Source organism: Anaerospora hongkongensis (genome assembly GCF_004339805.1).
GTDB classification, from domain to species: domain Bacteria; phylum Bacillota; class Negativicutes; order Sporomusales; family DSM-15969; genus Anaerospora; species Anaerospora hongkongensis.
Genome location: NZ_SLUI01000012.1, coordinates 1 through 25948, shown reverse-complemented (window position 1 = coordinate 25948; position 25948 = coordinate 1). Strand labels below are relative to the sequence as shown.

Sequence of the window (25948 nt, the reverse complement as noted above, 5' to 3'; positions counted from 1 at the left end):
TAAATTTATAGGATAACCAGCGTGTGATTCACAAAAAAATCAAAGGAGATTGAACGGGAGCTTATGCGAATTTCATTACGAGTCAAATTACTTACCGGTTTTTTCTTGCTAATTGCCATACCTTGTGCTGTACTTGGCCTATTATCTTATCAGCAGGCGGCCACTGCTCTGCAAAATACGATTGAAGATCAGCTGGAAAGTATGGTGGCAAGCGCTGCACAACTTGCCGTGGTATCTACCGAGTCAACGCAAAAACTTGTTGAAGTAGCAGCAAATGATGCCAGTCTGCTCACAGCAATTAATTCGAATAATGGTACCGCAGCCCTGGGTGCCCTCCAGTCGCTTCAGCAAAAAAATCCTGCACTTATGGAAGATGCATTGCTAGCTGATAAAAATGGTCAAATATTGGCCTCTGCCAAGCAAGGTGTCGCTGCTAATATTACGATTAAGGACCGGGCCTACTTTACTACGGCAATATCCGGCAAAGCGGTAATCAGTGATGTCGTTATTTCCCGGGCCAGCGGCCGGGCTTCCGTCGTTGTCGCCCAGCCTGTTCTTTACGGAGGCCAGGTTATCGGCGTACTTGCCATCCCCATTGATTTTGCTGCTGTCTCACAAAAAGTAGCTGATATTAAGGTCGGTGAAACCGGCTATGGCTATATGATCGATAAAAGCGGTTTAGTTGTCTATCATCCTAATTCGGAAATGATCTTACGGGATAATTTGCTGCAAAACAGCAATGAAGATTTACGTAAGATTACCCAGTCAATGGTAGCCGGTAATAAGGGCAAATCATTTTATTCATTCCAGAATACCGACAAACTGCTGGCCTATGCTCCTGCTGGCCAGTTCTCCGTGGCAATGACCGTTCCTGTGGCAGAATACATGGCTCCTGCCAAAGCGATTCTGCGGAATACGATGATTATTATGCTTGTTGCCATTATCATTGCGCTGCTTCTCGCCTTCTTTCTAGCCCAGTCAATTGTCAAACCAGTAAATGAGCTGCGCAGCATGATGTCCAAAGCTGGCGATGGTGATCTAACCGTGCGCAGTCAAATTACCATGAAAGATGAAATCGGCGACTTATCTACATCATTTAATACGATGATTAATCATCAAAATCATATTGTCCGGGAGGTCCGGACTGCTTGCGAGCAATTGTCTGCCGCCTCGGAGGAAATGGCTGCCGCTTCTGAGCAAGTTACTTCCAGCAGCACGGAAATCTCCCGTAATATGCAGAGCGTAACCACGGATGCCGAACGTGGCAATACTGCTATGATTGAAGCTTCTCAGGCCCTTGTGCAATTATCCTCCCTGATTCAGATAGCCCGCAGCAAAGCAACCGGTGCTACGGATATCTCAAAAGAAACTGTCAATGCTGCTGAAGAAGGCCTGCGCAAAGTGCAGGAAACCATTACAAAAATGAGCTCCATTAAGGAGCAAACGCAGACTACCAGTTATGCGGTAAGCGAACTGAATCAATATTCCCAGCAAATTGGTCAAATTATTGATACAATTACTGCTATTGCCGCGCAAACCGATCTGCTGGCACTGAATGCCGCAATTGAAGCAGCCCGGGCAGGTGAGCACGGCCGGGGCTTTGCCGTCGTCGCAGAAGAAGTACGCAAACTGGCGGAACAGTCTCATCATGGTGCTCAGGAAATTACTACGTTAGTCCATAAGGTCACGGAAAAAACCGAACAAGCAGTTCAGGCCATGGAGAAAAATGTTATTCAGGTAGAAAGCGGCGTAACCACTGTCAATGCCGCCGGTGCAACACTTGACCGTATATTGGAAGCAGTATCACGAACAGTAACAGATATTGATGCCATTAGCGAAATTACGGCTGAAGAAGTAGCTAGCTCCGATCAGATCGTAAAATTAATTGATCAGCTGTCAACCGTTATTGAAAACGTCGCTGCCAGCACGGAGGAAATAGCCTCTGCTTCTGAGCAACAGACGGCAGCAATGGAATCTGTTGCCGCATCGGCAGAAGAAACCAGCGCTATGGCTAATCAATTGCAAAATACCGTTGCCATCTTTCACGTGTAATTGTCATTTATATGCAAAGAGGTCTAGGCTGCAGCCTAGACCTCTTCTTTCATCTTTAGCTCTTTGATAATATCCTGCGCAAATGGTCCAAGATCCTTGGTGGCGTATGATTTTAAAATACCTGCTCCTACCTGCGCAATAGCACTTTCAATAATAGCTGGATGATTATAACCTTTCGCCTGCAGCGTTTGTTCGATGCGTACACCGGCCTCCAAAGCCTTCTGCGCAGCAATAGTATTAATTTCAGTAACAATATCAGCTTGCCCCGTAACCACCCGGCCAATTGACTGGAATAACTTGCTGACCGCCTGAACCTGATCGGCAGGCTCCTCATTAACAATAATCACTGGATTAAATCCCAGTGCCATTTCCCCGGCATGGCCAACAAACTTGACACTCGTGCATCGTAATGGTTGTTCGGCAGCTTCCTCTACAACCTTCTGCGGCGCATTGGTCGCCATGTTAATGACAAGCATCTCTTTCTTCAGGGCATTTAATTCCCGGATGCAGGTAACAATCTCTTTATCCGGCAGCGCCAGTAAGACGATATTGCAGCAAGCCAGCTCTGTTAAGCGGCCAGCTGCCGCAGCACCGTGCAGCTCAGCTATCGCTTTCACCAATTCTGCATTGCGGTCATAGACCACCAGACGATGCTGTCCGGCAAGGCGGGCGGTTACGATTCTGCCCAGACGGCCAAGACCAACCACTCCAATTAAGCCATTATCGTACATCTTGTTCATTCCTTTCTGCATAAACTTCCTTCACTTGTTAAACTCTGCTTGCTTTTCTAACGAATTTTTTGTTATTTTACTGAAGTACATTTCCTGCGGCAGGATATCCGCTATTTTTTCTCCCTGCTGAAAAACAACTATCCGACTGGCGATCCCCATCACCAGTCTCATCTGCTGGGCAATCAGCAGAACCGTCAATCCCCATTTTTTTATTTCATCAAGAACTCTCATCAGCTCATCTAATTCCTGGAGATTCATGCCTGCTGCCGGTTCATCCAGCAGCAGCATTTGCGGATCACAGGCCAAAGCCCGGGCAATTTCCAAGCGGCGCTGAGCTCCATAAGCCAGGCTCTTTACCGTTCGATCCCGGCAGGCTGACAAACCGACTACTGCCAGGAGCTCACGCACTTTGCTTGCATTGAGCCGTTGTTCCTGATAAAGCCGCTGCCGGTAAAGCAGACCGTCCGGCATATTGGACGAAATCCGGCAGGCTCGCCCAATAATAATATTATCCTCAGCAGTCAGATCGGCACTCAACCGGATATTCTGTGATATCCGCGCAATACCGCGGACTGACCTGTCATAAGCCTTTAGGTTCGTTATCTCGTGATTGTTTAAAAAAATCCTTCCTGACGTAACCGGCTTACAGCCTGAAATCAGGTCAAAAAAGGTTGTCTTACCTGAGCCATTGGGCCCAACAATGGCAACAGTTTCACCAGCTTCTACCTGTAAGTCAATATTGTGGACGGCCCGTAAGCCTTCAAAATCTTTGCACAGTTTTTCCGCTACCAGCAGCATACTATCCTCCCCATCGCTTGCCATTGTGACTGTCTTACACTGTATGTATCAGACCGGAAGCTTATGCAAAGAAAAAGGCCCTGCCATAAAAGGCAGGGCTATTTTACAAGACCTGACGCTGCAATTTCCAGTTAAACCAAAGCTCTCCCTGACCGCACTGCTGCCAACCCTGCTCAGCCAGTTTGGCTGTAAAGGCATCAAAAGCAGCCTTGTGCTTTTTGTTTTTCCGGTTCGGACCAGCCGTATTTAGTTTCTCCAAATCAAACTTTCCTGACTTCATCACCGCAAATTCCGGATCGTTCCCTTGCGCTATCGTCTGATATTGCGCTGTTTCCTTAGGAAAAATTCCCCACTTTTCTTCAACAATGACATAAATAATTTCACAGGTTTCCCAAGTCATCTGTTATTACCTCCCTACCCATTTGTGCCAAAAAAAGATGGACATATCCAGCACCTCGCAGATAACAACAACTCCCATCATTATTGCCACTACTACCCGCTCAAGCATGGAAAATCCCTCCTATTGTATCCATCCCCGTATAACCGGAACAACATACGGATCGTAGATAAAATGCAAAAACAAAAAGAGTACCAGCCCGACTACAGCTCCTACAACTGACCCGTTAATCCTTATCCAGGCTAAGTCATCACCCACTTTTTCTTCAATAAAGCGGCTAATATCCTGCTCTGAATACGTTGACAAGGCATCGCGGGCAACGACGCCGAAAAAAGAATGTTCTCCTTCGATGATGTTCACCAGCGCCTGCTGTAATCGCTTGTCAAGCCAGTCCTGCATCTCCTGGTCGCTTTTAAATATATCCCAGTACGTCTTGGCTTGGCTGAGACCCCATACAAGCAGCGGCGAATGGTATAACCCCTTTTTCCCCGATAATTGATCAGAACTCAGTATTGCGTCAACTAATGGGCCGATAAACTGATCCAGTGGCAGGCGAAGTACTACCTGCTGCTTCCATTCTTCCAGCGAGCGGGCCATTTGCTGATCCTGCTCAAGCCTTCCCAGGAAATCAAACATCCTTTTTCGTGCCCAGCGCCGGATAGGATGACGAGGTGACTGCAGCCGCAATAACGTTGCCGTTACGTCCTGCTGCAACGCCTCCGCCAATTCCTCCAGATTCAAACTGTCCGTCCGCTCGCCAAACCAGACTGCAATTTTACCGGCCGGATTCTTCGTAACCTGTCGCTGATAACTCTTGAGATAATTCAGTATGGTCTCGCTGCCCTTATCCTTGTTAACAAGTTCGATTAGTTCTGCAATCAGGACATCCAGCAGTTGTTCATCTTTACCTTCAGCCAATGCCCATCGTCCGAAATTTTTTATCTGCCTGTTGAAAGAGGTACGATTAATGTAGTCTTTGCAAAGAGTTGTAAGATGAGAAGCCAATTGCTGCTTATCCAGGTGATCAAGAACATGCTCAATATAATTGACTACCAGAGAGGCAAACGCTTGTTTACCGCGGTCACTGTCAACCCATTCAATCAAATATTTTGTCATGCGAACTTTTTCTATCTTACTTCTGACCAGTTCAGCACTTACTAACTCCTGTTCTATCGTGTTGACAATTGCAGTAATTGTCTTTTCCCTGTTGCGCGGTATCAGGGCGGTATGCCAGGGAATACCTAACGGTTTTTCAAATAATGCAGTTACGGCAAACCAATCGGCCAGCCCGCCCACCAGTGACGCTTCCGTTACATGAAAAAGCAAATTGATCCAAAATATATCACCATAGTAATATTTTAAACCGGCAGCAGTGCCAAAACTGCATAATACGACTAGCAATACACGGTTCGCAATTATGCGGTAGCGCATGTTTTCACCACCTCACCATAACCAGTAAGTTGCAACATATATGAGTATTCCCAGCAAGCCTCCCACTACCGATCCGTTTATACGGATCATCTGCAAATCATCGCCTGCTCTTGCCTCAATGAAGGTGACCAGCTCATCATTTGTGAATTGCTGCAAACGTTCCATAACCAGCGAACCAAGCTGATTATGCCGGTTATCCAGCCACATAGTCATTTGGTGTTTAATCTGAACATCCACCTGTTGCTGCAATTGATCATTTTTATCAAGTTCTTCTACCCATTGATCAATTCGCTTATTAATCAGACGTTCTAACCGTGATTCAATTGGCGCATCCCCATCAATATGATAAAACTGATTAATTAAAGCAACGCACTGATCACGCAGCTTCCAATGAACAGCCAGCTGTTGTTTTTTCCACATTTCCACCTTTAGCTGCAATTGTTCGTCCGTCTTCAAACTCTCTACCAAACTGAGCAGCCAGCTTTGCAATTTCTTTCTCAACGGGTGCTCCGGTTCTTTGAGTTTTTCAAGCAGCTCCACCAAACGGCGCTGAATAATCACACCAAAACGAAGCGGGGTAATGTGCATAAGCTGCTCAACCAGCTTATTGAAAATTTTTCGCCTTGCCATCCCCCGTTCATAAGTAGCTTGCGCCTCAACAACCAAATCACCAAGCAGCCGCGGCGTTTGTTCGTTATTGGCCAAGCGAATCGCTTCATCTAATATAAACGTGATCAGCTTATCTCCATAGCCCCAGTGGAGCGACCACTCGATGCCAGAAGCCAGCAGGGGAGACAACTTAATTGCCGCCCCTTCCTTATGCAGCAGCAATTCCAGCGTGCGCCCCAGCTCATCGGCATCGACCGATTGAATAAACTGTGTCCCAGCCGCAGCTAAAATAGACTTAACCTCTTGTTTGCCGCCCTGGTCTTGCAAATAATGCAGCAAAAGCTCGGCTAGAGAATACCGCTTCAATGTCTCTTTAATATTGGCAGTGGTTAACAGCTCTTTTTCTACCATATCCGCCATAATACGAAATATCTTTTCCCGGTTCCGCGGGATAAGTGCCGTACGATAAGAAAAGCCCAGCGGCTTACGGAAAAGGGCAGTTACCGCAAACCAGTCCGCCAGTCCGCCAACCATCGCAGCGCCGCAGGCACTGGATATCAGGCCGCCGGCAAACGTACCGCTAAAAGGATAGCTTGCAAAATAGCCCGCCGTTACGGCAGCTAATGCCCAGTTAGCCTTATGACGATTAGCCATGGTTGTTCACCTTCTCCCAGCGTATTAGCTGTAATATTCGTTGCCCGCTCCGCTAAACCCTTGTAAACTCGTTAATCAGTATATCTTATGTATTCATAATGAGAGGTGTTCATCCGCTAATTTTTGCTTCCTAACAAAAAAGCAGCCTTCACAGGCTGCCTGATAACCATATTACGCCAAATTAGTCTGAAGCTTTTTGCTGTGGCGGCAAATGAATGGCCAAATGTTTCGCTGCCAAAGCAGCTTCGCCGACAGCCTCGCTAATCGTAGGATGAGCGTGGATCGTCGTAATCAAATCGTTAATTGCCGCCCCCATGCGAATAGCTAAAGCGCCTTCGGCAATCATCTCCGTTGCCCCTGGCCCCAGCATATGAACGCCAACCACTTTACCGGAGCTTTCTTGAGCCAGGATCTTTACAAAACCTGATTGTCCGTCTTCGATTAATGCTTTGCCATTCGCAATTAATGCAAACCTGCCTGCAATATACGCAACACCCTGTTTTTGCAGCGCTTCTTCCGTATACCCGACAGAAGCTGCTTCAGGAGTAGTATAGATACAAGAGGGAATGCTTGCGCCACAGTATTCTGCCTGTTCACCTAATGCATGCTCTACTGCGGCAATCCCTTGAGCAGACGCGGCGTGTGCCAGCATTAATTGTCCGTTACAATCTCCTACGGCATAAACCGCAGGCAAATTAGTTGCAAAATGCCGATCCACCATAATCCGGCCGCATTCAAGATTAATACCGGCTTCTTTAAGGCCAATTCCCTCTGTACGCGGCTTTCTGCCAACGGCGACTAATAGATATTCTCCGTCAATAGTTTCGACCTTATCACCTGTTACAACTTTAGCACGGTATCCTTGCTCACCTGCTTCAGCCGCTTCCAGTCTCGTCTCAGTGTAGAATTTTACGCCTTGGCGGGTAAGTTCCTGACGCAGTCTGCCGGCAAGCTCACTGTCTGTTCCGGGAAGAATCTGGCTCTGCGCCTCAACCACAGTAACTTGTGCCCCAAGCGAAGAGAATAAGGCGGCAAATTCAACACCGATAACGCCCCCGCCGATAATGATCAGCGATTTGGGTACCGCCGGCAGATTTAGAGCCTCTGTACTGTCAATAACACCTGGCAGGTCAGCACCGGGAAAAGCAAGTTTCACAGGCTCCGATCCAGTTGCCAGGATAATAATGTCGGCAGGCACCGCCTGGCCGTCTGCAACTAGCGTCCGTTCCGGCGATAAAGCTGCTTTTGCTGTCATCACTACTATTCCGTTGGCTTTTAAGAGCGAATCTACACCTTTTACAAGACGGTTAACTAAATTGTTTTTACGGTTTTGCAGTGCCGGCCAATCAATCCGGAGGTTATCCATCTGGAGGCCTAATGCTTTGCTTTTTTGCATTGTCCGGTACAATTCTGCTGTATGCAGCAAAGCCTTGGTCGGGATACAGCCGATATTCAGACAGGTGCCGCCCAGTCTTTCCTGCTCAATTACAGTTACCCTGGCTCCCAGCTGGGCAGCCCGTATCGCGGCCACATAGCCACCCGGTCCGCCGCCAATAACAACTACCTGTTTCTGCATATCTGTCCCTCCCTATTCTACGCTGTCATAAGCCTCAATAGCAGCAGGCAGCGATTGAATAACACCATTCCCTACCGCAGGTAACCCTAGCAAAACGGCACTAATAATTTCCTCCCGTGTAGCCCCCAGCTGCTTGGCACTGCGTACATGAAACGGAATACCGCTCACCAGTTTAGCAGCTGCTAATACGGCAATATAAGCTAGTTCTCCTGTTTTACTATCCAGGGCACTGGCCTTGTCAACGTTCTTAACCGCTTCCAGCCAGCCTTTGGCATGTTCGGGAGCCTCACTAAGAAAAAGTTGAAAAGCATTGCTTACCTGATTTTGCAATTTTCTCTCCTCCTTGCCTGTCTATCTACACATTTATTCCATAAATTCTAGAAATTCCCTGCCAGGTGGACCGATTATCCCTGCACGGTACTTTTAAACAGCCGCAAGAATCGTTAACTAAGCAAACGATTTCGCATCAGCTTTACCGGCAGCCAGCCAAGCACAATTACCCATGAAATCAAGACTGCCACATGCGAAAGCAATGCCGGGGAAACATGCCCGAGAACTAAAGCCCGGCAAACCTCCACACTGTGATAAAGCGGATTGATCCAGACAGCCGCCTGACCGAGCAAGGGCAGTGAGTCCAGCGGAAAAAAGATCCCCGAGAACAAATATACGGGAGTGGAAAAGATCGTAATATAATAATTAATGTGATCAATATTTTTAATAAAGCCTGTAAAAGAAAGGGCCAGCAAAGCAAATACCATTCCCGGCAATGCCAGAAAAGGCAGGATTAGTATCGACCACCAGGACTGTACAAGCCCTAGCAAAGCAATCGCAGCTAAAATCACTGTACCATAGACAAAACTTTTTACCGTAGCGTATAAGATTTCTCCCCAGACTACATCGGCGACCGTCAAAGGAGCTGCCAGCATAGAATGAAGTGTTTTTTCAAACTGAAGCCGGACAAAACTGCCATAAGTACACTCAAAGGTCGAAGCCCACATGCCTGATGATGCAATAAAGCCGGGAGCAATAAACTGAGCATAGCTGATTCCGTCAATGTTCTGTACGTAAGCACCTAACCCAAATCCCATGGCGGTCATATATAAAATTGGCTCCAGAAAGTTAAACATCGTATTTGTCCACCAAATACGTCTAAATACCTTCATATGACGTCTTAACACTCGAAACATGCAGTTACTCCTCCCTTCGGCCCGTCAGTTTTAAAAAGACATCTTCCAGGTGAGAAGTACGCAAATAGCAGGCACGCTGGGTCAACCCCCACTCAGGCAGCTTCTGCCAGACTGTTTGCCCCTCTTCGGTATAAATAAATAATCCGTCAGCCATGCGTTCCACAACTCCGCCTGAAGCCTCAACTTTCTCTGCCAAGTCTGCTGGAATTAAATCCAGCGGCAGGCGTACTTCGATACAATATGGCAAAACATGCTGTTGTACCAGTTCTTCAGGATGACCCTGGGCTAGAATCATACCATCATTCATCACTACCAGCCGGTCACACAGTTGCGCCGCCTCTTCCATATAGTGCGTTGTTAAAATCAGCGTCACGCCTTGCTCTTTTAACTGACGCAGTTTTTGCCACACAAGACGGCGGCCTTGCGGGTCCAACCCGGTAGTAGGTTCATCAAGCACAACAATCTCGGGATGATTAATCAGCGCCCGCGCAATAACCACACGCCGCTGATTTCCTCCTGACAGCGAATCTACCCGGACGCCGCCTCTATCTTCCAGTCCCATAAAGTTCAGCCACTCTTGCCCGCGCTGCCGTGATTCCCTGGACGACAAGCCGAAGAAGCCGCCATAAACCTCCAGGTTTTCCAGCACTGTTAAATCAGGATCCAAACTATCCTCCTGCGGTACAACACCCATGCGCGCCTTAATCCGGGGCGGTGTCAGCGTAATTTGCTCGCCCAAAACAGTCAAACTGCCTTGCTGCACGGTCGATAAACCATAAATCATTCTCATTGTCGTCGACTTGCCTGCTCCATTATGCCCAAGGAAGCCAAAGCACTCCCCTTTATTAATCTCAAAAGAAATTCCCTTTACCGCCTGAAAATCACCATAATACTTCATTAAATTCCGGGCTTGTACCACGATGCTCATGATTGCGCTCCTTTAACCCAGTACTTTTTTCATTATGTCCAAATCTACTCATTTTCTGCAAATTAGAAAAACCTCCGCTTATCCTGCAGAGGTTCTTCTAAACTAACATTTACGGAGCTTTATCGTCCCCCGCCAAACAGCATCCACCCTAATAAAGCAAGTAATGCAATATTCCCCATCATCCCATTCATTATTCCGAGGTCGACCAGCACATTAATTGCGGTGAGACCTCCTAGAAAAATCATCGAGTGCCTCATATCAATATACGGATGGCGCCGTAAAATCAGGTAGGCAACACCAAGAACAGCCAGGTCTATAATTACCCAAAACAAGGGATTAGGCAAAAGATATTTCACCATGCTGCCGCCAATCATAACAGCCAAAATATAAAACCACGTTCGATTCATACATTCGCTCCTTTCGGATTGTGATTTACTTATTATCTTATTCGTTCATCAGGCTTGTCATCCCTGCTAGAACGGCTGAATTCTACCTAAAAAAGCAAAGCACTCACCCAGTGGTGAGTGCTTTGCAGCTATTTGTGTACGCTAAGTTTAGCGCCTGGAATGTGGGGACACCAGACAGCTGTAGCCGGATGAGCGTTAGCAAAATCTTCATCAGGTGCCCACACCTTTCCGCATAAGTGCATAGCTGCCAACTGCCTGACAGTTGTTCTTTTGCAGAATTCGCGGACACCAAGCTCGCGGTACTCTTCCAGTCGGCCGTCAACCGGGAAAAAAGCGACATCGAGCGATTGTCCGGCAAGTTTATCCATCTCCCTGAAAAAACCATCTTTGGCTAGCGCTAGGTTCTCCTCCGTATCGCCTTTCCAGTGCCACCAGTTTAAGTCGCCGGCATGAAATATCCGCCATCCGTCTACTTCAACTAAAAAGGATATTCCCTCATCAGTAGAACCAAAGGTCGTAATCTGCAAGCCCCCTTGCTCAATTTGTTCATCCTGATTCATATAAATAAGCTTATCCGCTTTGACATTAGCTAAGCCCCCTGCCTGGCGTATGTCACTGCTCAATATATATTTCGTTACTTTTTCCTGCCAGGCAGCAATGTGCGGATTAAAATGATCGGCATGAGCATGAGAGGAAAATACCCACACCGGTTTCCCCTGTTTTAAGCGGTCCGGTGTAATTTTAGCACTATCACGATAATAATCAAAAACCAGTACCTGCTGTTCTGTTTCCACAATAAATCCACTATGATCCAGGTAGGTAAGCTGCAATTCAGATGGCATGACAATCCTCCTTCGCTTTGCATTGACTTTTACTGTAATGGTTCGAAAAAAATACCGAAACTCCTTCTGCTCAGTTCTTGTTCTCCAGACATATAGAGAAAGGGGCCGCATTTGCGCCCCCTGCTCCTAGTAGAAAAATTCAAACTTAGCCATATAGGTTTTATCAAGTGCATCAGAAGACAAGTTTGTTAGTCCCTTATTTTTCAGCTTAAAGTCCTGATACTCAAGTGAGGCAACTACATTTTTCGCTACTACCTTCTGGTATGCCAAAAACAGTACATCTACATTATCTGTTGCCTTGGTAAATACGTTAATACTAGTTGGCGGTACGTCGTAATTAGCTACAGCAGTTGTATCAAACCCACCGGCACCGCTGGGCAAAGCCCCTGCATCCACGCTGCGGTAAGACACTGACCAGGCATCAGAGCCGACTTTGGCAGGAATAACGAGAGGAGCCGCCGAGTAGTAAGCAGCCTTGGCGCCAGGGCCTTTGCCATTACTTACCTGCACAGACCACCCTTTAGGGTTAGATGACAATTTGCCGGTCGTATTATCTAAAGTGGTACTTACATAATCCGCCAGAAACGTATAGTTGCTGAACTTGTACACTGCTGCAGTGGACCAGCCCTTCGAACCGGAAAAACTGCCGCTGCTGACATTCATCGTTGCAATACTGCCTGGAATGTCCGCCCAATAATACCCCGCCTTCATAGTAAGATTATTGGATACGTTATAACTGAGTTCCCCGGTAGTCAGTTGGTTTGCATCACCATTGCCGGTGTACGGTTTAATCTCACCCGTCCACCCTCTAAAGCCTACCGTCCCTATCTTCTTATTTAATAAAATACCGTCAACCGCCATCGGCTTTCCCATTAAGCCATTGCCGAAGAAATCGAGCGCTGAACGGCCCGCACGGATGCTATCTATGCCAATTATATTTTTTGCTGAAACGGTCATTACATCAACATACACCGACGATCCGGCCGCATTATCGGTCGATCCCCACTTGTTGCCATAAGAGGTAGAAACGCGAGTCAGCCAGGATACATCTTCATTAATCGTCCCGGAGAATTTAATGCGCTGACGAAAATCGAAAGCTTCTCCGCCATGCAGCTTCCGGATGCCTGAACCGGCGGCAGGATTATCAGCAATAAATCGCATTCGCGTATCGCCGCCGACTGTGATATTCAGTTTTGACTCCATCACACTGGTTTTAGCCTCCAGCCTGTCAACTCTGGCTCCCATCCGGTTTAACTCACTAACAAACTCGACTGACAGCTTATCAATCAGTTCCTTGTTAGCCTCCGTTGCGCGCTCATATTTAGAAATGGCCCTTTCCACTACAACAGCAAATTCATAGCGGTTAAGACTTTTATCGCCCCGAAAGGTACGGTCACTGTAGCCATCAATCAGTCCCGCTTGAGCCAGCCTGGCTACGGCATCATAGGCCCAATGCGTAGACGGAACGTCTGTAAATGAACCGTTTGCTGCATAAGATGCACCTGCTACAACCGTGAAGGCAACGGCAAGCAGCCCCCTTGCAATTCCTTTTTTCATATCCACCTTTCCCCCTTGTGATAAAGATTAAGCCTGAACAGAGCTTCCTTTTCTATAGGATTTCTGAGGCATCGTGGCAAAGACGAGCGCAATAATACCGATCGCACAGATCACCACATTGAGCTGGAAAGCAGGTGTATAGCTTTTAAACATATCAAATAACGTTCCGCCCACCAGTGCTGCCGGTGAACAAAAAATTCCGGACAGCAGCATCATGGTACCATTCAATTTAGGAAAAGCTTTGGGACCATAAAAATTTCCGGTAACGGTATTAAGACATACGAAGGACCAGCCAAAACCTGCCCCGTATAACATAGCGGCTCCATAAGCCAACAGTAAGTTCTGGGCATCAATATTAATTGCCAGCAAAGAGCCTAAGAAATAACAGCATATGCCCAGCATGAAGGCAAAACGTGCTGCCATTTTGTCCATTAGCCACCCACCCATTAAGCGTCCGGCAATACCGCCCATCGTAAATAATCCCATGGCAAATGCGGCATCGGCAGGTGATACTCCAGCCCCCTTTAAATGAAGAATCCAATGAGCAGTAAAGAAAAAGAACGGAAATTGGCAGGCCAGCGACCCGATCCAAATCATCCAATAGGATTTCGTTTTATAGGCTTCAGCCGGTGTCCACTCCTCCTTTGTTGCTAAAGCGTTCATTACCCCGGCAGAGGATGAATCAGGCTTTTTGCCATCGGGAATCTGGCCAAGATCCTCGGGACGTTCTTTGATAAAAAAATAAGCAATAATTGCCGCCAGTATAGCAATGGCGGCCACAATGAGCCAAGCCTGGCGCCAATTGCCTCCATTTGATGCCATAATGCCATTCATGGCTGGTGCACCAATAAATCCGGCAAAGCCAGATGCCGTCATGGCGGCTGCCATCGCCTTTCCCCGGGAGCTGATGAACCAGCGGGTAACAGCTGTCGATAAGGGAACAATGGTACTGCAGCCTATTCCTAACCCGATAATTACACCAAAACCAATTAGATAATGCCAGGGTGCTGAGGCAAGGAATGCCATCCATAGTGTACCGGCAACAATTAGCGCTGAGCCGAATAAAAACGCAGCCTTTATTCCCCGCTTCTGGATAATTGCTGCAATCACGATTGCTGAAATACCGATGAATAAATTTAGCAAAGTAAAGCCGAGTCCAAACGTTCCCCGATCCATCGTAATTTCTTTTATCATGTACGTGTTAATAACTGCCCCGCCATAGAGTGGAAAGCCCATGTTCAGTAAATAAATAAACCAAAGCGCCCCTACCAATTTCCAGCCATAAAAGCTTTGCTGCTCGTTCATTTCTTTTACCTCCTCGCTAACGTATTCATCCGTATCGGAATGCCACTCCAAAAGTGCCTCGTGGATGTTTCCACTGTTTAATCCCTTTTTTCTTACACACTATCCGGCAGGTGCCACATTCCAGGCATCCGGCATATTCAAAATTAATTTCACCATTTTTGAGGGTATACAGCACTGCCGGGCAGACAATCAGGCAGGGTTTCTCCTTACAGTGAGCACATATGGCTTTATCCAGGATAATGTGGGGCTCGCCTTCATCGACAGTAAATTTATTCAATCCCAGCAGTTCCTCGGGACTTTGTTTTTTTATTGTCATATTGATTTAAACCCCTTCCAGCCATCAGCTGCTAGTTGGCCCATTGAAACATACTTTTTCATAATACTGTAAAGGGCCCTCGGTATTTTCTCCGGTACACTGCCATTAACGGTAAACATAAAATTCATCATTTCATTAACCATTTGGGGATAGGCTGCAAATAAGCGATTAATTTCAAAAATATGATGCCACCCCGCAAAGAAACGCTGACTGGGCATTACCATTAAGTTCTCCAGTTCCTGCATGTAAAGTGGTCCGACAGCCGATGCTTCAGTTGCTTTAATTACTGCCCTGGCTGCTGCCACACCGCTGACGATTGCCAGATCCATCCCGCGAATAATGAGGCCTGTATTAATGCCAAAACCGGCTGCATCCCCAATAATCACCAGCCCGTCCCGGTATAACACCTTTGGCATTCCACTAAGCCCCAGCTCAGGTACCAGGTGGGCCGCATATTCCACGGTGGTGCCTCCTGAGATTAAAGGAGCAATCGCAGGATGCATTTTAAAATCCTGCATAATTTCCTGTATCCGTTTCCCGTTTTGTGCAGCTTGCTCAGGATTAAATACAATGCCCAGAGAAAGGCTGCCCCTGTTGGTATACAGGAATGCACCGCCCGAAATCCCTTCCGTACAGCCAATGGCCACCCGGGCCGCACCTTCATCATGGTTAAGATTAAATCTGGCTTCAATCAGATTATCCGGCAGCTCAATGATCTCTTTGACGCCTACTCCCACCAGGTTTGCCGTAATATCAGGCCGAAGCCCCGCTTTTTGAGCAATAAAGGAATTAACGCCGTCAGCTGCAATGACCACTTCGGCATACATTTCATCTTCCCCGGCTTTGATACCCACAATTTTACCGTTTTCCTCAATCAGTTCATCAACCAATATCCCTGTTGCCATCATTGCTCCCTGCAATTCTGCTTCTCCGGCAAACCACTCATCAAAGGCAGCACGCAGCACAGAGTATGATTGTGGCACCTCGCCGCCATAATCGTAATCTACATAGTCAACCGTCATTGCGTTAGTGCTGCCAAGCATCATAATCTGCTCACGCACTACTTTTCGCTGCAGGGGAGCCCGTTTGTACAAATCCGGCTCTACCATCTCCAGAGCATACGTATATAGCCGGCCTCCGGTTACGTTCTTGCTGCCAACGCTTCCCCCCCGCTCAACAACAAGCACACTTCTACCTTCTCTGGCCAGAACATAGGCGCAGGCTGAACCGGCCGGTCCTGCACCGATAACGATTGCATCAAATTTTTCATCGCTAGACATTTGCTTCCACTCCTATCCCTTCAGATCCGGTCGGACGGTTCTATTTACTAAGTGCCTTTACCAGCAATGGAGCCACTTCATAAAGATCACCGACAATGCCGTAATCAGCAGCTTCAAAAATGGGAGCCTTCTCATTGGCATCAATTGCCACAATAACCTTTGAGTCACGAATTCCGGCTACATGCTGCACTTGCCCCGATACGCCTAGGGATAAATATAAGTCAGGTTTTACCTTTTGACCGGAGATGCCGATATACCGCTCCACCGGCAGCCAGTGATAGTCCTCTGCAACACCACGGGTACAGGCAACTTCGCCGCCAATGGCACTAGCAAGTGATTCCGCCAGTGCCAGATCTTCCCGTTGTGCCAGGCCACGGCCTACACACACCAGACGGGAGGCAGCCAAAATGTCAGCACCTTCTCTTACAATCGGACAGACATCACTGACAAAGACTCTGGCATCAGCAACAACAGCTTGCTGAATACTAATGTCACCGCTGGTACTGGCGGTCTGAGCAGGTTCTTCAAACATCCGGGGCGCCACGGTTACCAGGACCGGCAACGTAACTGACTCGGTACTGACAGCCAAACCGCCATATAGTAAACGTGTGGTCTCAAGGCAGCCCCCGGCATATTGGAAGCTTTGTGCTTCTGATACCAGACCGGCCTGCCATAGTGCAGCAATTGTTGCTGCAATGTTTTTTCCCCGTGCAGTAGCGCCTACCAGCAACACACTGGCAGCTTCCTGCCCAACAATATTGCTAATGGCTCCGGCGTAGCTTTCCGGCCAGCGCGAGTCTCCATTGACCACAACAACCTTATCGGCACCGGCCGCGATAAACCCTTCTGCTTCTGCAGCCTCCAGTGTAACTACCCCTAGGGATTGGCACATGGCTGCTTTTAATTGTGATCCGGCAGTAATGAGTTGTCTGGCAGTGTCATTTTCTTCTGAAAAAATCCATATTCCCGGCATTTTTTTCGCTCCTTTCTCTAGCACAAGCCTTCTTTCGTAAGGCTTGTAACCAGTTTGGCAATATTGTCGGCTTGATTGGGTTCTTTATATATGATGTTTTTCCGGTTCATGACAAAGCCCTTGACTGATGAGACTGTCACTTTGGGCATCAAATCTTTCTGTTCAAGCTCCAGCTCGGTCAGCATGATTTCAGCCGAAGGCTTTTTACTTGCGCCGATTACTTGCTTTAGGCTGGGGATTCGAGGTTTGTTGATTTCCGGCAATACGCTGATAACAGCCGGCCCATCCACGGTTACAACTTCAGTACAGCTGCCTAATTTACGGGTAGCAATAATTTTTGTGCCTTCAACGGCTACCTGCTGGACATAAGTAACAGCTGGAATATGCAAGAGAGCTGCCAGGCGCGGCGCAGCCTGCTGATTGTAGGCATCGGTACTGCCTTCACCGCAAATAATAAGGTCATATTCACCAATCTTTTTTACAGCTGCTGCCAATACGTTAGCGGTCACAAAAGCATCTGCCTTTTCTGCAAGGGGATCACAGATATAAAAAGCCTTATCGGGGCCGCGCGACAGCAGATCCTTCAATGAATTTTTAATGGTTCCGGTACCAAACGTGAGAGCTTCCACCGTACCGCCTAACTTTTCTACCAGGAGTGAGGCTTCTTCAACAGCATTCTTATCGTAATCGCTGAGCTTATATTTGGCGCGGCTGATATCCAGGCTCAAATCAGCGGCATTAATTCTGATATCTTGTTCATCTAAAACCCATTTATAGCAAACCAGTATTTTTGGCATTGCGCATGCTCCTTTCCTTTTTAAGCCCCTGTACGCTATCGCAGCAGCTCTGCGGCAATCATTCTCTCAGGAAAATCAGCTGAGCTGTCTTTTACAATAACCCCTTTTACATCTCTGTAATAGCGGGATGCTGCCATCTCTTCGCTATAGCCGTAGCCACCCTCTACTTGGATGACATCAATCAGGGCACCTTGACCGATACGATAAGCGTTTAATCTGATCATAGCCGCTGCACTGGCAAAGGCTTCCCCTTTTTCAATCAGTGCCGCAGCATCATATACGGCTAGCCGCAGCATATAAATATTAGCTGCCATTTCCGCCAACATGTTTTGAATTGCCGGGAAACTGGCAATTGGGCGGCCAAATTGGACTCTTTGCTTGGCATAGCTGACAGCATCCTCCATGGCGGCCTGCGCAATGCCTACAACTTGAGCGCCTTCTGCTACGCTGGCGACTGCCTGAACTTCCTCCAACAGTCCTTGCGCTCCATTTTCCGGGCCGAGCAAATTCTCCGCTGGGACAAAAACATGATCAAACCTAAGCTCTGCTGACTGACAACCCCGCAGTCCCATCTTTTCTGAAAGGCGTCCTACGGTAAGGCCAGTGGTGCTGGCATCGACAATAAAGGCACTCAGACCTTTGTTTCCTGCTTCCGGGTTGGTAACGGCAACAACAACATAAGTATCGGCCGCTCCACCGTTAGCAACATAAGCTTTTTTCCCGTTTAATACATAACCCCCAGCTTGCTTGACTGCCGTTACTTGATCAGCGCCTACAGCCGCTGCTGCAAAGGCCCCTAATTTTTCACCTTTGCACAGAAGATGCAAATAAGCTTGCTTTTGCGTTCTACTTCCCCAGCGATTAATAGCGTAAGCAGACTTAGCCGAATGATTCACTAAGATAGCTGCTACGGCTCCGCTAGCTCGGGAAATCTCTTCAACAATAAGTGCAAAACTTAAGAATCCGGCTTCTGCTCCACTATAGTCACCGGGAAGATAAAGTCCTAAATAGTCAGACTCTGCCAGCTTTTGAATAATCTCCGCCGGATGTTCTCCGCTCTTATCAATTTGCCGGGCCAAGGGACATACAAACTCCAGGGAAAAGTCCCGGGCACTTTGCTGAATCAGTTGTTGTTCTTCAGTCAATTGATAACTCATCTAATCCCCTCCTGTTCTTCATCGCCCAGCGTCTACGAATGCAGCAGCTGCCCGGCAATAACGATACGCTGTACTTGGTTGGTGCCCTCGTAAATCTGAATGACTTTGGCATCCCGCATGAGCTTTTCCACTATCGAATCTTTGGAGTAGCCATAGGAACCCATAAGCTCAACGGCCTCTGCAGCTACAACCATCGCCGAATCGGAAGCGAGTGTTTTGGCTATCGCTGATTCCTTGGAATAGGGAAGTCCAGCGTCTTTGAGGCTTAAAGCACGTCGTACCACTTGCCGTGCTGCTTCAACTCTGATTTGCATGTCAGCCAGCTTAAATTGGACACTTTGATGAGCAGCTAATGGTTTACCGCTGCCATCAAGCTGTTCTTTTGCATATTTTACAGCTTCATCCAGAGCTCGCTGAGCCACCCCAACCCCAATAGCACCTACGATGGGGCGAGCCATGTCCAACGTCTTCATGGCGATTTTCATACCCTCGCCTTCCTTGCCAAGCAGGTTTCCTGCCGGAATACGTACATTTTTTAAGAGAAGTTCAATCGTATTGGAACTTCGTATCCCCATTTTGTGCTCTGCAGCTCCGGCAACAACCCCTGGACGCTCAGACTCAACAATAAATGCACTCAGACCCTTAACGCCTTTGCTGAGATCAGTGGAAGCAAAAACCACCATAATAGAAGCATAACCGCCGGTAGTACAAAAGCATTTTGTACCGTTTAGCACATATTCATCGCCTTCTCTCCTAGCAACCGTAGTGCAGCCGCCGGCATCCGAACCAGCTGCCGGCTCGGTGAGGGCAAAGGCTCCCATGCCGCCTGCTACCAGACGGCCATAATATAATTTCTTTTGCTCCTGCGTGCCGGCAATGAGCAGTGGATACGAACTAAGTCCGTTACCACCAAGAATGGTGGCAAAGCCTGCACAGCCGTAAGCCCAGGCTTCTACGACCAGGGATTGCGTTACTGACGTAAACTCTGGTCCCCCGTACTCTTTTGGTGCAGCCATACAATTTAATCCGGCCTTTTTTGCTTCTTCTAAAATGAATTCAGGGAATTGACCTGTCCGGTCATATTCGGCCGCCACCGGAATAATATGTTCCTTCGTAAAGTCCCAGGCGAGCTTTTGAATTTTCTGCTGCTCGGGAGTTAGTGAGATATCAATCATCGTCTCATCAACCTTTCGTTTTTGCTTCTATAACCTCTTTAAGCCCTCCCCAGACTGGTTGAAAAATTGCAGGATTCATGACCTTCACATTTCTGGAAATCTGCGGTTTGAAATCCATAAGTGCTAACACGTCTTTCTCGAGATCGATTCCGGGAGCGATTTCAATTAAGGTCATTTCGCCATCCTCCAGTGTGAAAACAGCCCGCTCAGTGATATATAGTACCGGCTGATTTACCTTGGCTGCATATTGACCGCTATAGGTTACCTGCTCAACGTGCTCAATAAATTTCTTACCTTTTCCTTCCTGGAGGATAACCAGTTTTCCGTCCTGAGCCGTTACCGAAAGACCACCAGCCGTAAAGGAACCGCAGTATACTACTTTCTTAGAATTTTGGGAAATGTTAATGAAGCCTCCACAGCCCATCGCCCGTCCTTTGAACTTACTTACATTTACATTGCCCTGCTTATCGGTTTGAGCCAAACCCAAAAAGGCTACATCAATACCGCCACCGTCATAGAAGTCAAACTGCGATGTATGATCAACCACAGCCTCTCCGTTATAAGAGTGACCAAAATGAGGCAGGCTGGCAGGTATACCGCCTACTCCCCCGATCTCCGTAGTCATGGTCATCATGTTAATAACGCCCTCTTCAGCGGCAATAGCGGCTACGTCACTAGGTATGCCGACCCCCAGATTGGTAATAGCATTGGGAAGCAATTCCGCAGCCGCACGGCGGGCAATGATTTTCCGTTCATCCATCGGCAGAACCGGAATACTGTTAAGTGGAACCTTAATATCTCCGGCAAAAGCAGGGTTAAAATATAATCCTTCCGTTTGCCAGCAGGCTTCTTGATTTGTTGCAATGACGATATAGTCAACAAGTATTCCAGGGACTTTCACCTGCTTAGGATGCAGTGACCCTGCCTTGGCCAGATACTCAGCCTGGACAATAACAATCCCCCCTGATGCTTTGACCGCTTGCGCCATTGATAAAGCTTCCGTAATGGGTCCCTCTTTCTCCATCGTCAGGTTTCCATGCTCATCAACGGTAGTCCCGCGAAGAAGGGCAACGTGAATAGGAAAGGTCTTATAAAACAGCCACTCTTCGCCTTCTGCTTCGACGACCCTGTTAATTGGAACTGTCGTTTTGGCATTCATTCTTCCGCCTTCTATGCGGGGATCTACAAAGGTACCGAGTCCCACCTTGGTAAACAACCCCACCCGTCTGCCAGCAATTTCCCGAAGCAGTTGGATAATCGAGCCCTGTGGCAAGTTATAAGCCTCTATTTTATTATCAATAACCAGTTTGGACATCCCTGCCGATGATCCAATATGAGCGCCGATCCACTTCTTAATCAGCCCTTCCTTCCCCAGCCGGGTTGTTCCTCGCTCTTTCCAGTCGCCGATTGCCGAAGCATGTAAAAGCGTAATATTCCGGGGACTGCCTGTTGCGGTAAAGCGCTTTTCAATTGCCTGAGCCACTTCTTCCGCCCACCCGGCTAAACCAAATCCGGTAGCCCCCAGCGTAACATTGTCCTCGATCAGTGCAGCTGCCTGATCTGCCGTAATGATCTTTGACAAGCGATTCACTTCCTTTCAAATTTTATTTTTCAACCTCCACTATCTGTTATTGCAAAAGCTGTGCCAATGTGAAATTTTTAACAATATGTCCAGCAATTCCAAGCCAAAAGCGGTACTTACTATCTTTGCAATATTCCTGAAACAGAACCTGTTTTGCAACATTTATTGATCGAATAAAAAAGGATGTACCAGTTTAGGTACATCCTTCCAAATGCAGATAGGTTTGTCAAAATCTTTTCCTCTTATCAATTCGCTGCTTTGCGCTGAAATAAAAGCGGTGCTACTTCTTGTGTTCCAAGAGCAATGTAGCAAGAATGGTACATTATTATTATTCTGTACCCTATCCTTTATTTTCTTCATATCCTTTTAACTTTCGATAAAGCACGGTGCGATAGATCCCTAAACGGTTGGCTGCTTCGCCGATTCGTCCGTTACAAGCTTCGAGAACGTGCTGAATATACCGTTTCTCGACATTTTTCATAACCTCTTTTAACGTACCGCTGAAATCAACAAACTCCAGACCCAGACGACTTGATGCGGCCCCCGGCATCGCTTTCATTACGGTCAGGTCGTCGGCATCGTATTTATGCAAACTGCCGATAACCCTGCGCTCAACTACATTTCTTAACTCCCGCACATTTCCGGGCCAATTATATTTTTGAAAAGCTTCCAGTGTCTCCGAGTCCAATTGAGCGCTACAATTATATTTTTTATTAAATCGTTCTAGAAACGTTAGTGATAATGCAATAATATCCTCCGGTCGCTCCCGAAGAGGAGGTATATGGATTGGAATTACATTCAGCCGATAATATAAGTCCATACGGAAGGTGTTTTCTTCGGTCATTTTTCGTAAATCTTTATGCGTTGCCGCGAGCAGCCGAAAATCTATTTTCCGGTTTTTATGACTGCCTAAACGGCGAACTTCGCCTGTTTCTAACACGCGCAGCAGCTTAGACTGCAAAGGAAGCGGCAGTTCTACAATTTCATCCAGAAATAACGTACCATTATGCGCAGCCTCAAACAGTCCTACCTTGCCTTCTGCGTTTGCCCCGGTAAATGCCCCTTTTTCATATCCAAATAGTTCAGACTCTACTAAATGTTCTGGAAATGCAGCGCAGTTTACAGCAATAAAAGCCTCCTGGGCCCGTTTACTATGTTTATGTATGTACTTAGCCAGCACTTCCTTTCCGGTACCGGATTCTCCGTACAGCACGGTTGTACTATCCGTCTGGGCCACGGCGTGAGCGTGCAGCAAAGCCTTTTGCATAGCCATACTTTCGGCAATCACTTCATCAGTAGAAAAAACACAGCTGCGCAGATATTCAATCTCACGCCTGCGCTGATTCATGCTGTCTCTTTCTTCAGCACTAATAAAAGCCTGATTGGAACCCTTCGGATTACTGGTGGTAATTACTACTATTACATTGCCTTCATCATCCAATACGGGAACACTTTTCGACTCCATCGTAAAATTAAGCATTGTATGAATAAGTCCACCAACAGGGCATTTTTTTTCGGCTGCTTCGAGCGCATACGATTTGTTATAATACCCCTGCTTAACCAAGTCGCCAATATTAGAACGCAGCAGCTGGTCTAATGTAATTCCCAATGTTACCGCTGTTGTTGAATTAGACAATAATACATTTCCTCTTGCATCTGTAACAAATATAGTATCAGGAAAATTGTCAAATATTTGCTCCAGATTATGTTTTACATAGGATACATGGCTGCTTGACCGTTTGGGCCGCGGCATACGGACAACTCCCCCCATCTAAACTGTCTAGGTACTAATTCGCGTTACAGATGGTGCATCCTGCAGTTTTTATATCTCATGAGCAATAAAGTTCCTTTTTTATCCATACAAGTAAGGCCTGCCTCTAACATATACTCTAAGGCTATGCTGCTATAGCGGCAACTCAGGAGGTGCATATATGACTGGCATACTATCAATTGCGGCAGGCGTAACAATGCTGCTCAGCGGAATATTTACCGTTCGCTACGGCTTAAAGCTGCTATTATGGAAAAAGCTGCAGCTGTTGCTGCGCACAGCAACTAGTACTCCCTTACGCGGCATTTTAGTCGGCACAGTTGCTGCCGCTCTCTTTCAAAGCAGCACGGCCGTTTCCTTAATTACGATCAGCTTGGTCAGTGCTGAATATTTATCCTTTCACAATGGTCTCGGCATTATTCTGGGAGCAAATATTGGCACCTGTTCAACCGTACAATTACTAACAGTCTCAGTGCCAGCGGAAGCGCTCATTCCGTTGCTTATCGTCTGCCTGCTCCTGATCACTTTTAGACGGTTTCGGTATATAGGCTTAACATTATCAGGCCTGCTTGGCATGTTCAGCGGCTTATCTTTTCTGACAGCAGGGCTTGGCAGTCTGCCGGATATGAACACCTTACTCTATGTGATTTCTTTGGCAGAAACGAATGCTTTCCAGGGAATTGCCGCCGGTATTTTGGCCACATTTCTCTGTCAGTCCAGCAGTGCAGCTACCGCAATTTTAATGGCACTAGCGGACGAAGATCTAATTAACTTAACAACAGCCGCTTACATCGTGTATGGGAACAATATTGGCTCCTGTCTCTCCTCTGTTATCGTCAGTACAGTAGCACCTGCTGCAGCCAAACGGGTTGCGTTATCGCATGTCTTATTAAATCTGTTAGGTGTACTTTTATTCTTACCTGTAACAGGTACACTGACACAGCTTACTGCAGCATTTACGTCCGACTTTCCCGGCCAAATCGCTCTGTACCATACCTTGTTCAACGTCCTATCTTCCTTACTGGTGCTTCCCTTCCTGCGGCAATTTTCCCGCCTAATCGAATTGCTGATACCAGAGAAAAAGTATCGGTAGCATACGCAGGAATCTTTTTTTCCGGGAACGAAAACACTATTATCTAATTTAATTTTTGCTGCAAGGAGTGGACCTATTGGCTGAACTAATTTTACCTGCTTTATACCGCCTGGAAATCCCGATTCCGAAGAATCCACTAAAGGCTACCAATTGCTATATCATAAAGGGGCGTGAACGCAGCCTCATAATCGACACCGGCCTAAGAATCCCCGAAGCTCAGCAGGCATTACTTGCCGGTTTGGATGAGCTGAGTGTTAATCTTAATCAGACAGACATTTTTGTTACCCATATGCATTCCGATCATTCCGGCCTCATTCCCGATATTCAATCTCCCATGTCAGCGGTCTATGCCAGTGCTGCGGATGCCGCTATTATTAATCAATTTGCCACGGTCCGCTCGGGCTGGCATAATTTGCTCGAAGCAGCCCGGTGCAATGGATTTTCCGCCGAAGAGGCGCAGCAAGCTATCGAGCGTCATCCCGGCTATAAAGGCTCGCTGGCAAAAACAATTGACTTCACGATTGTGAAAGATGGCGATGTGATTACCATTGATGATTTTCATCTAACATGTATCGAAACTCCAGGTCATTCTCCCGGACAAGTCTGCCTTTATGAGCCTGATCAAAAGCTTCTTTTCTCAGGCGACCATCTCCTGGGTGATATTAGCCCCAACATTACGCATTGGTGGGATACAGGTAATCCGCTGGGAAGTTTTCTCGACTCATTAAGCAAAATCGAACCGCTTCCCGTTAAACTGGTACTGCCAGGACACCGTCGCATCTTTACCGACTGCCAGGGAAGAATTGCTGAGCTGAAACAACATCACCAGCATCGCCTTGACGAGGCCTTCTCAATTTTATCAGACGGCCCCCTGACAGCTTATCAGGTAGCCGGACAGATGACCTGGGATATGAGCTACCGCTCCTGGGATCAGTTTCCTCCACCACAAAAATTCTTCGCCACCGGTGAAGCTCGCGCCCACCTGCGGCATCTTGAGGTTCAAGGACTTATTTGCCAGGAATTCATTGAAGGCGTTAATTACTATAAGCGCTGCTAACATAGAGGCCCTGATGGATTCCATCAGGGCCTCTCTTGTGCATATTAGTCAGGAGAGCGCCGTTGCCATAAGCGTAGGTTAAGCGACAGCGTCTGAGCGTTGCAATGGCACTCCCTCTGCCGGGCCTTTACGCATCATTCTGACTCGCCATTTTACACAAAACAAAAAAGCACTCACATTCGTAAGTGCTTTTTGCTAATCAGCGACTCCCTATCCTCCCAGGCCGTTTCCAGCCAAGTACTTTCGGCGTATATGGGCTTAACTACCGTGTTCGGG

General features: G+C 47.3%; 24 protein-coding genes and 1 rRNA gene. 3 read left to right on the top strand and 22 right to left on the bottom strand.

Going from position 1 to position 25948, the window contains the following annotated elements; translation table 11 throughout:
• The first annotated feature begins 63 nt into the window (after positions 1-63).
• Positions 64-2052 carry a methyl-accepting chemotaxis protein gene (locus EV210_RS16545; protein ID WP_132082472.1) on the top strand — a complete coding sequence of 663 codons (1989 nt, stop codon included), beginning with the start codon at positions 64-66 and terminating at the stop codon, positions 2050-2052.
• A gap of 35 nt (positions 2053-2087) precedes the next feature.
• Here the strand turns inward: EV210_RS16545 and EV210_RS16540 are convergent, their stop codons facing one another.
• From EV210_RS16540 to EV210_RS16440, 21 genes are all read right to left on the bottom strand, one after another.
• Complete coding sequence (locus EV210_RS16540) at positions 2088-2804, bottom strand: NAD(P)-binding domain-containing protein (protein ID WP_243650598.1); 717 nt, start codon at positions 2802-2804, stop codon at positions 2088-2090.
• Positions 2805-2813: 9 nt separating this feature from the next.
• On the bottom strand, positions 2814-3581 hold the full coding sequence (locus EV210_RS16535) for an ABC transporter ATP-binding protein (protein WP_132082471.1): 768 nt from the start codon (positions 3579-3581) through the stop codon (positions 2814-2816).
• Positions 3582-3684: 103 nt separating this feature from the next.
• Complete coding sequence (locus EV210_RS16530; RefSeq protein ID WP_132082470.1) at positions 3685-3981, bottom strand: hypothetical protein; 297 nt, start codon at positions 3979-3981, stop codon at positions 3685-3687.
• Between the two features lie 120 nt (positions 3982-4101).
• Positions 4102-5409, bottom strand: a complete 1308-nt coding sequence (locus tag EV210_RS16525) for a DUF445 domain-containing protein (RefSeq protein ID WP_132082469.1) — start codon at positions 5407-5409, stop codon at positions 4102-4104.
• 12 nt (positions 5410-5421) lie between these two features.
• A complete protein-coding gene (locus EV210_RS16520; RefSeq protein WP_132082468.1) occupies positions 5422-6672 on the bottom strand; it encodes a DUF445 domain-containing protein in 1251 nt (416 codons plus the stop codon).
• Positions 6673-6853: 181 nt separating this feature from the next.
• Entirely contained in the window at positions 6854-8248 is a 1395-nt protein-coding gene (gene lpdA, locus EV210_RS16515) for a dihydrolipoyl dehydrogenase (protein ID WP_132082467.1), read from the bottom strand.
• Positions 8249-8260: 12 nt separating this feature from the next.
• Positions 8261-8578: a carboxymuconolactone decarboxylase family protein gene (locus EV210_RS16510; protein ID WP_132082466.1), complete on the bottom strand. Its 318-nt coding sequence runs from the start codon at positions 8576-8578 to the stop codon at positions 8261-8263.
• 113 nt (positions 8579-8691) lie between these two features.
• Positions 8692-9435: an ABC transporter permease gene (locus EV210_RS16505; RefSeq protein ID WP_132082465.1), complete on the bottom strand. Its 744-nt coding sequence runs from the start codon at positions 9433-9435 to the stop codon at positions 8692-8694.
• 4 nt (positions 9436-9439) lie between these two features.
• A complete protein-coding gene (locus tag EV210_RS16500; protein ID WP_132082464.1) occupies positions 9440-10363 on the bottom strand; it encodes an ABC transporter ATP-binding protein in 924 nt (307 codons plus the stop codon).
• Positions 10364-10482: 119 nt separating this feature from the next.
• Positions 10483-10770, bottom strand: a complete 288-nt coding sequence (locus EV210_RS16495) for a hypothetical protein (RefSeq protein WP_132082463.1) — start codon at positions 10768-10770, stop codon at positions 10483-10485.
• Positions 10771-10898: 128 nt separating this feature from the next.
• Positions 10899-11612: an MBL fold metallo-hydrolase gene (locus EV210_RS16490; RefSeq protein ID WP_165898943.1), complete on the bottom strand. Its 714-nt coding sequence runs from the start codon at positions 11610-11612 to the stop codon at positions 10899-10901.
• 126 nt (positions 11613-11738) lie between these two features.
• Positions 11739-13169, bottom strand: coding sequence for an S-layer homology domain-containing protein (locus EV210_RS16485; RefSeq protein ID WP_132082461.1), 1431 nt, complete (start codon positions 13167-13169; stop codon positions 11739-11741).
• A 27-nt stretch (positions 13170-13196) separates the two neighbouring features.
• Positions 13197-14474, bottom strand: coding sequence for an MFS transporter (locus EV210_RS16480; protein WP_132082460.1), 1278 nt, complete (start codon positions 14472-14474; stop codon positions 13197-13199).
• 25 nt (positions 14475-14499) lie between these two features.
• Positions 14500-14790 carry a ferredoxin family protein gene (locus EV210_RS16475; protein WP_132082459.1) on the bottom strand — a complete coding sequence of 97 codons (291 nt, stop codon included), beginning with the start codon at positions 14788-14790 and terminating at the stop codon, positions 14500-14502.
• On the bottom strand, positions 14787-16070 hold the full coding sequence (locus EV210_RS16470) for an FAD-dependent oxidoreductase (protein ID WP_132082458.1): 1284 nt from the start codon (positions 16068-16070) through the stop codon (positions 14787-14789). The genes EV210_RS16475 and EV210_RS16470 overlap by 4 nt, the downstream gene beginning before the upstream one ends.
• 40 nt (positions 16071-16110) lie before the next feature.
• On the bottom strand, positions 16111-17043 hold the full coding sequence (locus EV210_RS16465; protein ID WP_132082457.1) for an electron transfer flavoprotein subunit alpha/FixB family protein: 933 nt from the start codon (positions 17041-17043) through the stop codon (positions 16111-16113).
• 17 nt (positions 17044-17060) lie between these two features.
• Entirely contained in the window at positions 17061-17840 is a 780-nt protein-coding gene (locus EV210_RS16460) for an electron transfer flavoprotein subunit beta/FixA family protein (protein ID WP_132082456.1), read from the bottom strand.
• A gap of 35 nt (positions 17841-17875) precedes the next feature.
• Entirely contained in the window at positions 17876-18997 is a 1122-nt protein-coding gene (locus EV210_RS16455) for an acyl-CoA dehydrogenase family protein (protein ID WP_132082455.1), read from the bottom strand.
• A 32-nt stretch (positions 18998-19029) separates the two neighbouring features.
• Positions 19030-20172, bottom strand: a complete 1143-nt coding sequence (locus EV210_RS16450) for an acyl-CoA dehydrogenase family protein (protein ID WP_132082454.1) — start codon at positions 20170-20172, stop codon at positions 19030-19032.
• Positions 20173-20179: 7 nt separating this feature from the next.
• A complete protein-coding gene (locus EV210_RS16445) occupies positions 20180-21754 on the bottom strand; it encodes an acyl CoA:acetate/3-ketoacid CoA transferase (protein ID WP_132082453.1) in 1575 nt (524 codons plus the stop codon).
• A 340-nt stretch (positions 21755-22094) separates the two neighbouring features.
• Complete coding sequence (locus EV210_RS16440) at positions 22095-23507, bottom strand: sigma-54 interaction domain-containing protein (protein WP_132082452.1); 1413 nt, start codon at positions 23505-23507, stop codon at positions 22095-22097.
• A 178-nt stretch (positions 23508-23685) separates the two neighbouring features.
• On the opposite strand from EV210_RS16440, the gene EV210_RS16435 reads away from it, so the two are divergent.
• Together EV210_RS16435 and EV210_RS16430 are read left to right on the top strand one after the other, a co-directional pair.
• The gene (locus EV210_RS16435; protein ID WP_132082451.1) at positions 23686-24615 is read left to right on the top strand and encodes a Na/Pi cotransporter family protein; all 930 of its coding nucleotides are present in this window, start codon (positions 23686-23688) and stop codon (positions 24613-24615) included.
• A gap of 76 nt (positions 24616-24691) precedes the next feature.
• A complete protein-coding gene (locus EV210_RS16430) occupies positions 24692-25672 on the top strand; it encodes an MBL fold metallo-hydrolase (RefSeq protein ID WP_132082450.1) in 981 nt (326 codons plus the stop codon).
• Between the two features lie 197 nt (positions 25673-25869).
• On the opposite strand, the gene rrf is transcribed toward EV210_RS16430, so the two are convergent.
• Positions 25870-25948, bottom strand: a 5S ribosomal RNA gene (gene rrf / locus EV210_RS23475); the annotation flags it as partial.

Excerpts from the sequence above, each read along its gene's own strand:
- EV210_RS16545 (WP_132082472.1), top strand. The coding sequence starts at position 64 with ATGCGAATTTCATTACGAGTCAAATTACTTACCGGTTTTTTCTTGCTA.
- EV210_RS16435 (WP_132082451.1), top strand. The coding sequence starts at position 23,686 with ATGACTGGCATACTATCAATTGCGGCAGGCGTAACAATGCTGCTCAGC.
- EV210_RS16490 (WP_165898943.1), bottom strand. The coding sequence starts at position 11,612 with ATGCCATCTGAATTGCAGCTTACCTACCTGGATCATAGTGGATTTATT.
- EV210_RS16475 (WP_132082459.1), bottom strand. The coding sequence starts at position 14,790 with ATGACAATAAAAAAACAAAGTCCCGAGGAACTGCTGGGATTGAATAAA.
- lpdA (WP_132082467.1), bottom strand. The coding sequence starts at position 8,248 with ATGCAGAAACAGGTAGTTGTTATTGGCGGCGGACCGGGTGGCTATGTG.
- EV210_RS16525 (WP_132082469.1), bottom strand. The coding sequence starts at position 5,409 with ATGCGCTACCGCATAATTGCGAACCGTGTATTGCTAGTCGTATTATGC.
- EV210_RS16535 (WP_132082471.1), bottom strand. The coding sequence starts at position 3,581 with ATGCTGCTGGTAGCGGAAAAACTGTGCAAAGATTTTGAAGGCTTACGG.
- EV210_RS16505 (WP_132082465.1), bottom strand. The coding sequence starts at position 9,435 with ATGTTTCGAGTGTTAAGACGTCATATGAAGGTATTTAGACGTATTTGG.
- EV210_RS16520 (WP_132082468.1), bottom strand. The coding sequence starts at position 6,672 with ATGGCTAATCGTCATAAGGCTAACTGGGCATTAGCTGCCGTAACGGCG.
- EV210_RS16440 (WP_132082452.1), bottom strand. The coding sequence starts at position 23,507 with ATGCCGCGGCCCAAACGGTCAAGCAGCCATGTATCCTATGTAAAACAT.
- EV210_RS16455 (WP_132082455.1), bottom strand. The coding sequence starts at position 18,997 with ATGAGTTATCAATTGACTGAAGAACAACAACTGATTCAGCAAAGTGCC.
- EV210_RS16495 (WP_132082463.1), bottom strand. The coding sequence starts at position 10,770 with ATGAATCGAACGTGGTTTTATATTTTGGCTGTTATGATTGGCGGCAGC.
- EV210_RS16470 (WP_132082458.1), bottom strand. The coding sequence starts at position 16,070 with ATGTCTAGCGATGAAAAATTTGATGCAATCGTTATCGGTGCAGGACCG.
- EV210_RS16540 (WP_243650598.1), bottom strand. The coding sequence starts at position 2,804 with ATGCAGAAAGGAATGAACAAGATGTACGATAATGGCTTAATTGGAGTG.
- EV210_RS16480 (WP_132082460.1), bottom strand. The coding sequence starts at position 14,474 with ATGAACGAGCAGCAAAGCTTTTATGGCTGGAAATTGGTAGGGGCGCTT.
- EV210_RS16450 (WP_132082454.1), bottom strand. The coding sequence starts at position 20,172 with ATGATTGATATCTCACTAACTCCCGAGCAGCAGAAAATTCAAAAGCTC.
- EV210_RS16530 (WP_132082470.1), bottom strand. The coding sequence starts at position 3,981 with ATGACTTGGGAAACCTGTGAAATTATTTATGTCATTGTTGAAGAAAAG.
- EV210_RS16485 (WP_132082461.1), bottom strand. The coding sequence starts at position 13,169 with ATGAAAAAAGGAATTGCAAGGGGGCTGCTTGCCGTTGCCTTCACGGTT.
- EV210_RS16465 (WP_132082457.1), bottom strand. The coding sequence starts at position 17,043 with ATGCCGGGAATATGGATTTTTTCAGAAGAAAATGACACTGCCAGACAA.
- EV210_RS16500 (WP_132082464.1), bottom strand. The coding sequence starts at position 10,363 with ATGAGCATCGTGGTACAAGCCCGGAATTTAATGAAGTATTATGGTGAT.
- EV210_RS16460 (WP_132082456.1), bottom strand. The coding sequence starts at position 17,840 with ATGCCAAAAATACTGGTTTGCTATAAATGGGTTTTAGATGAACAAGAT.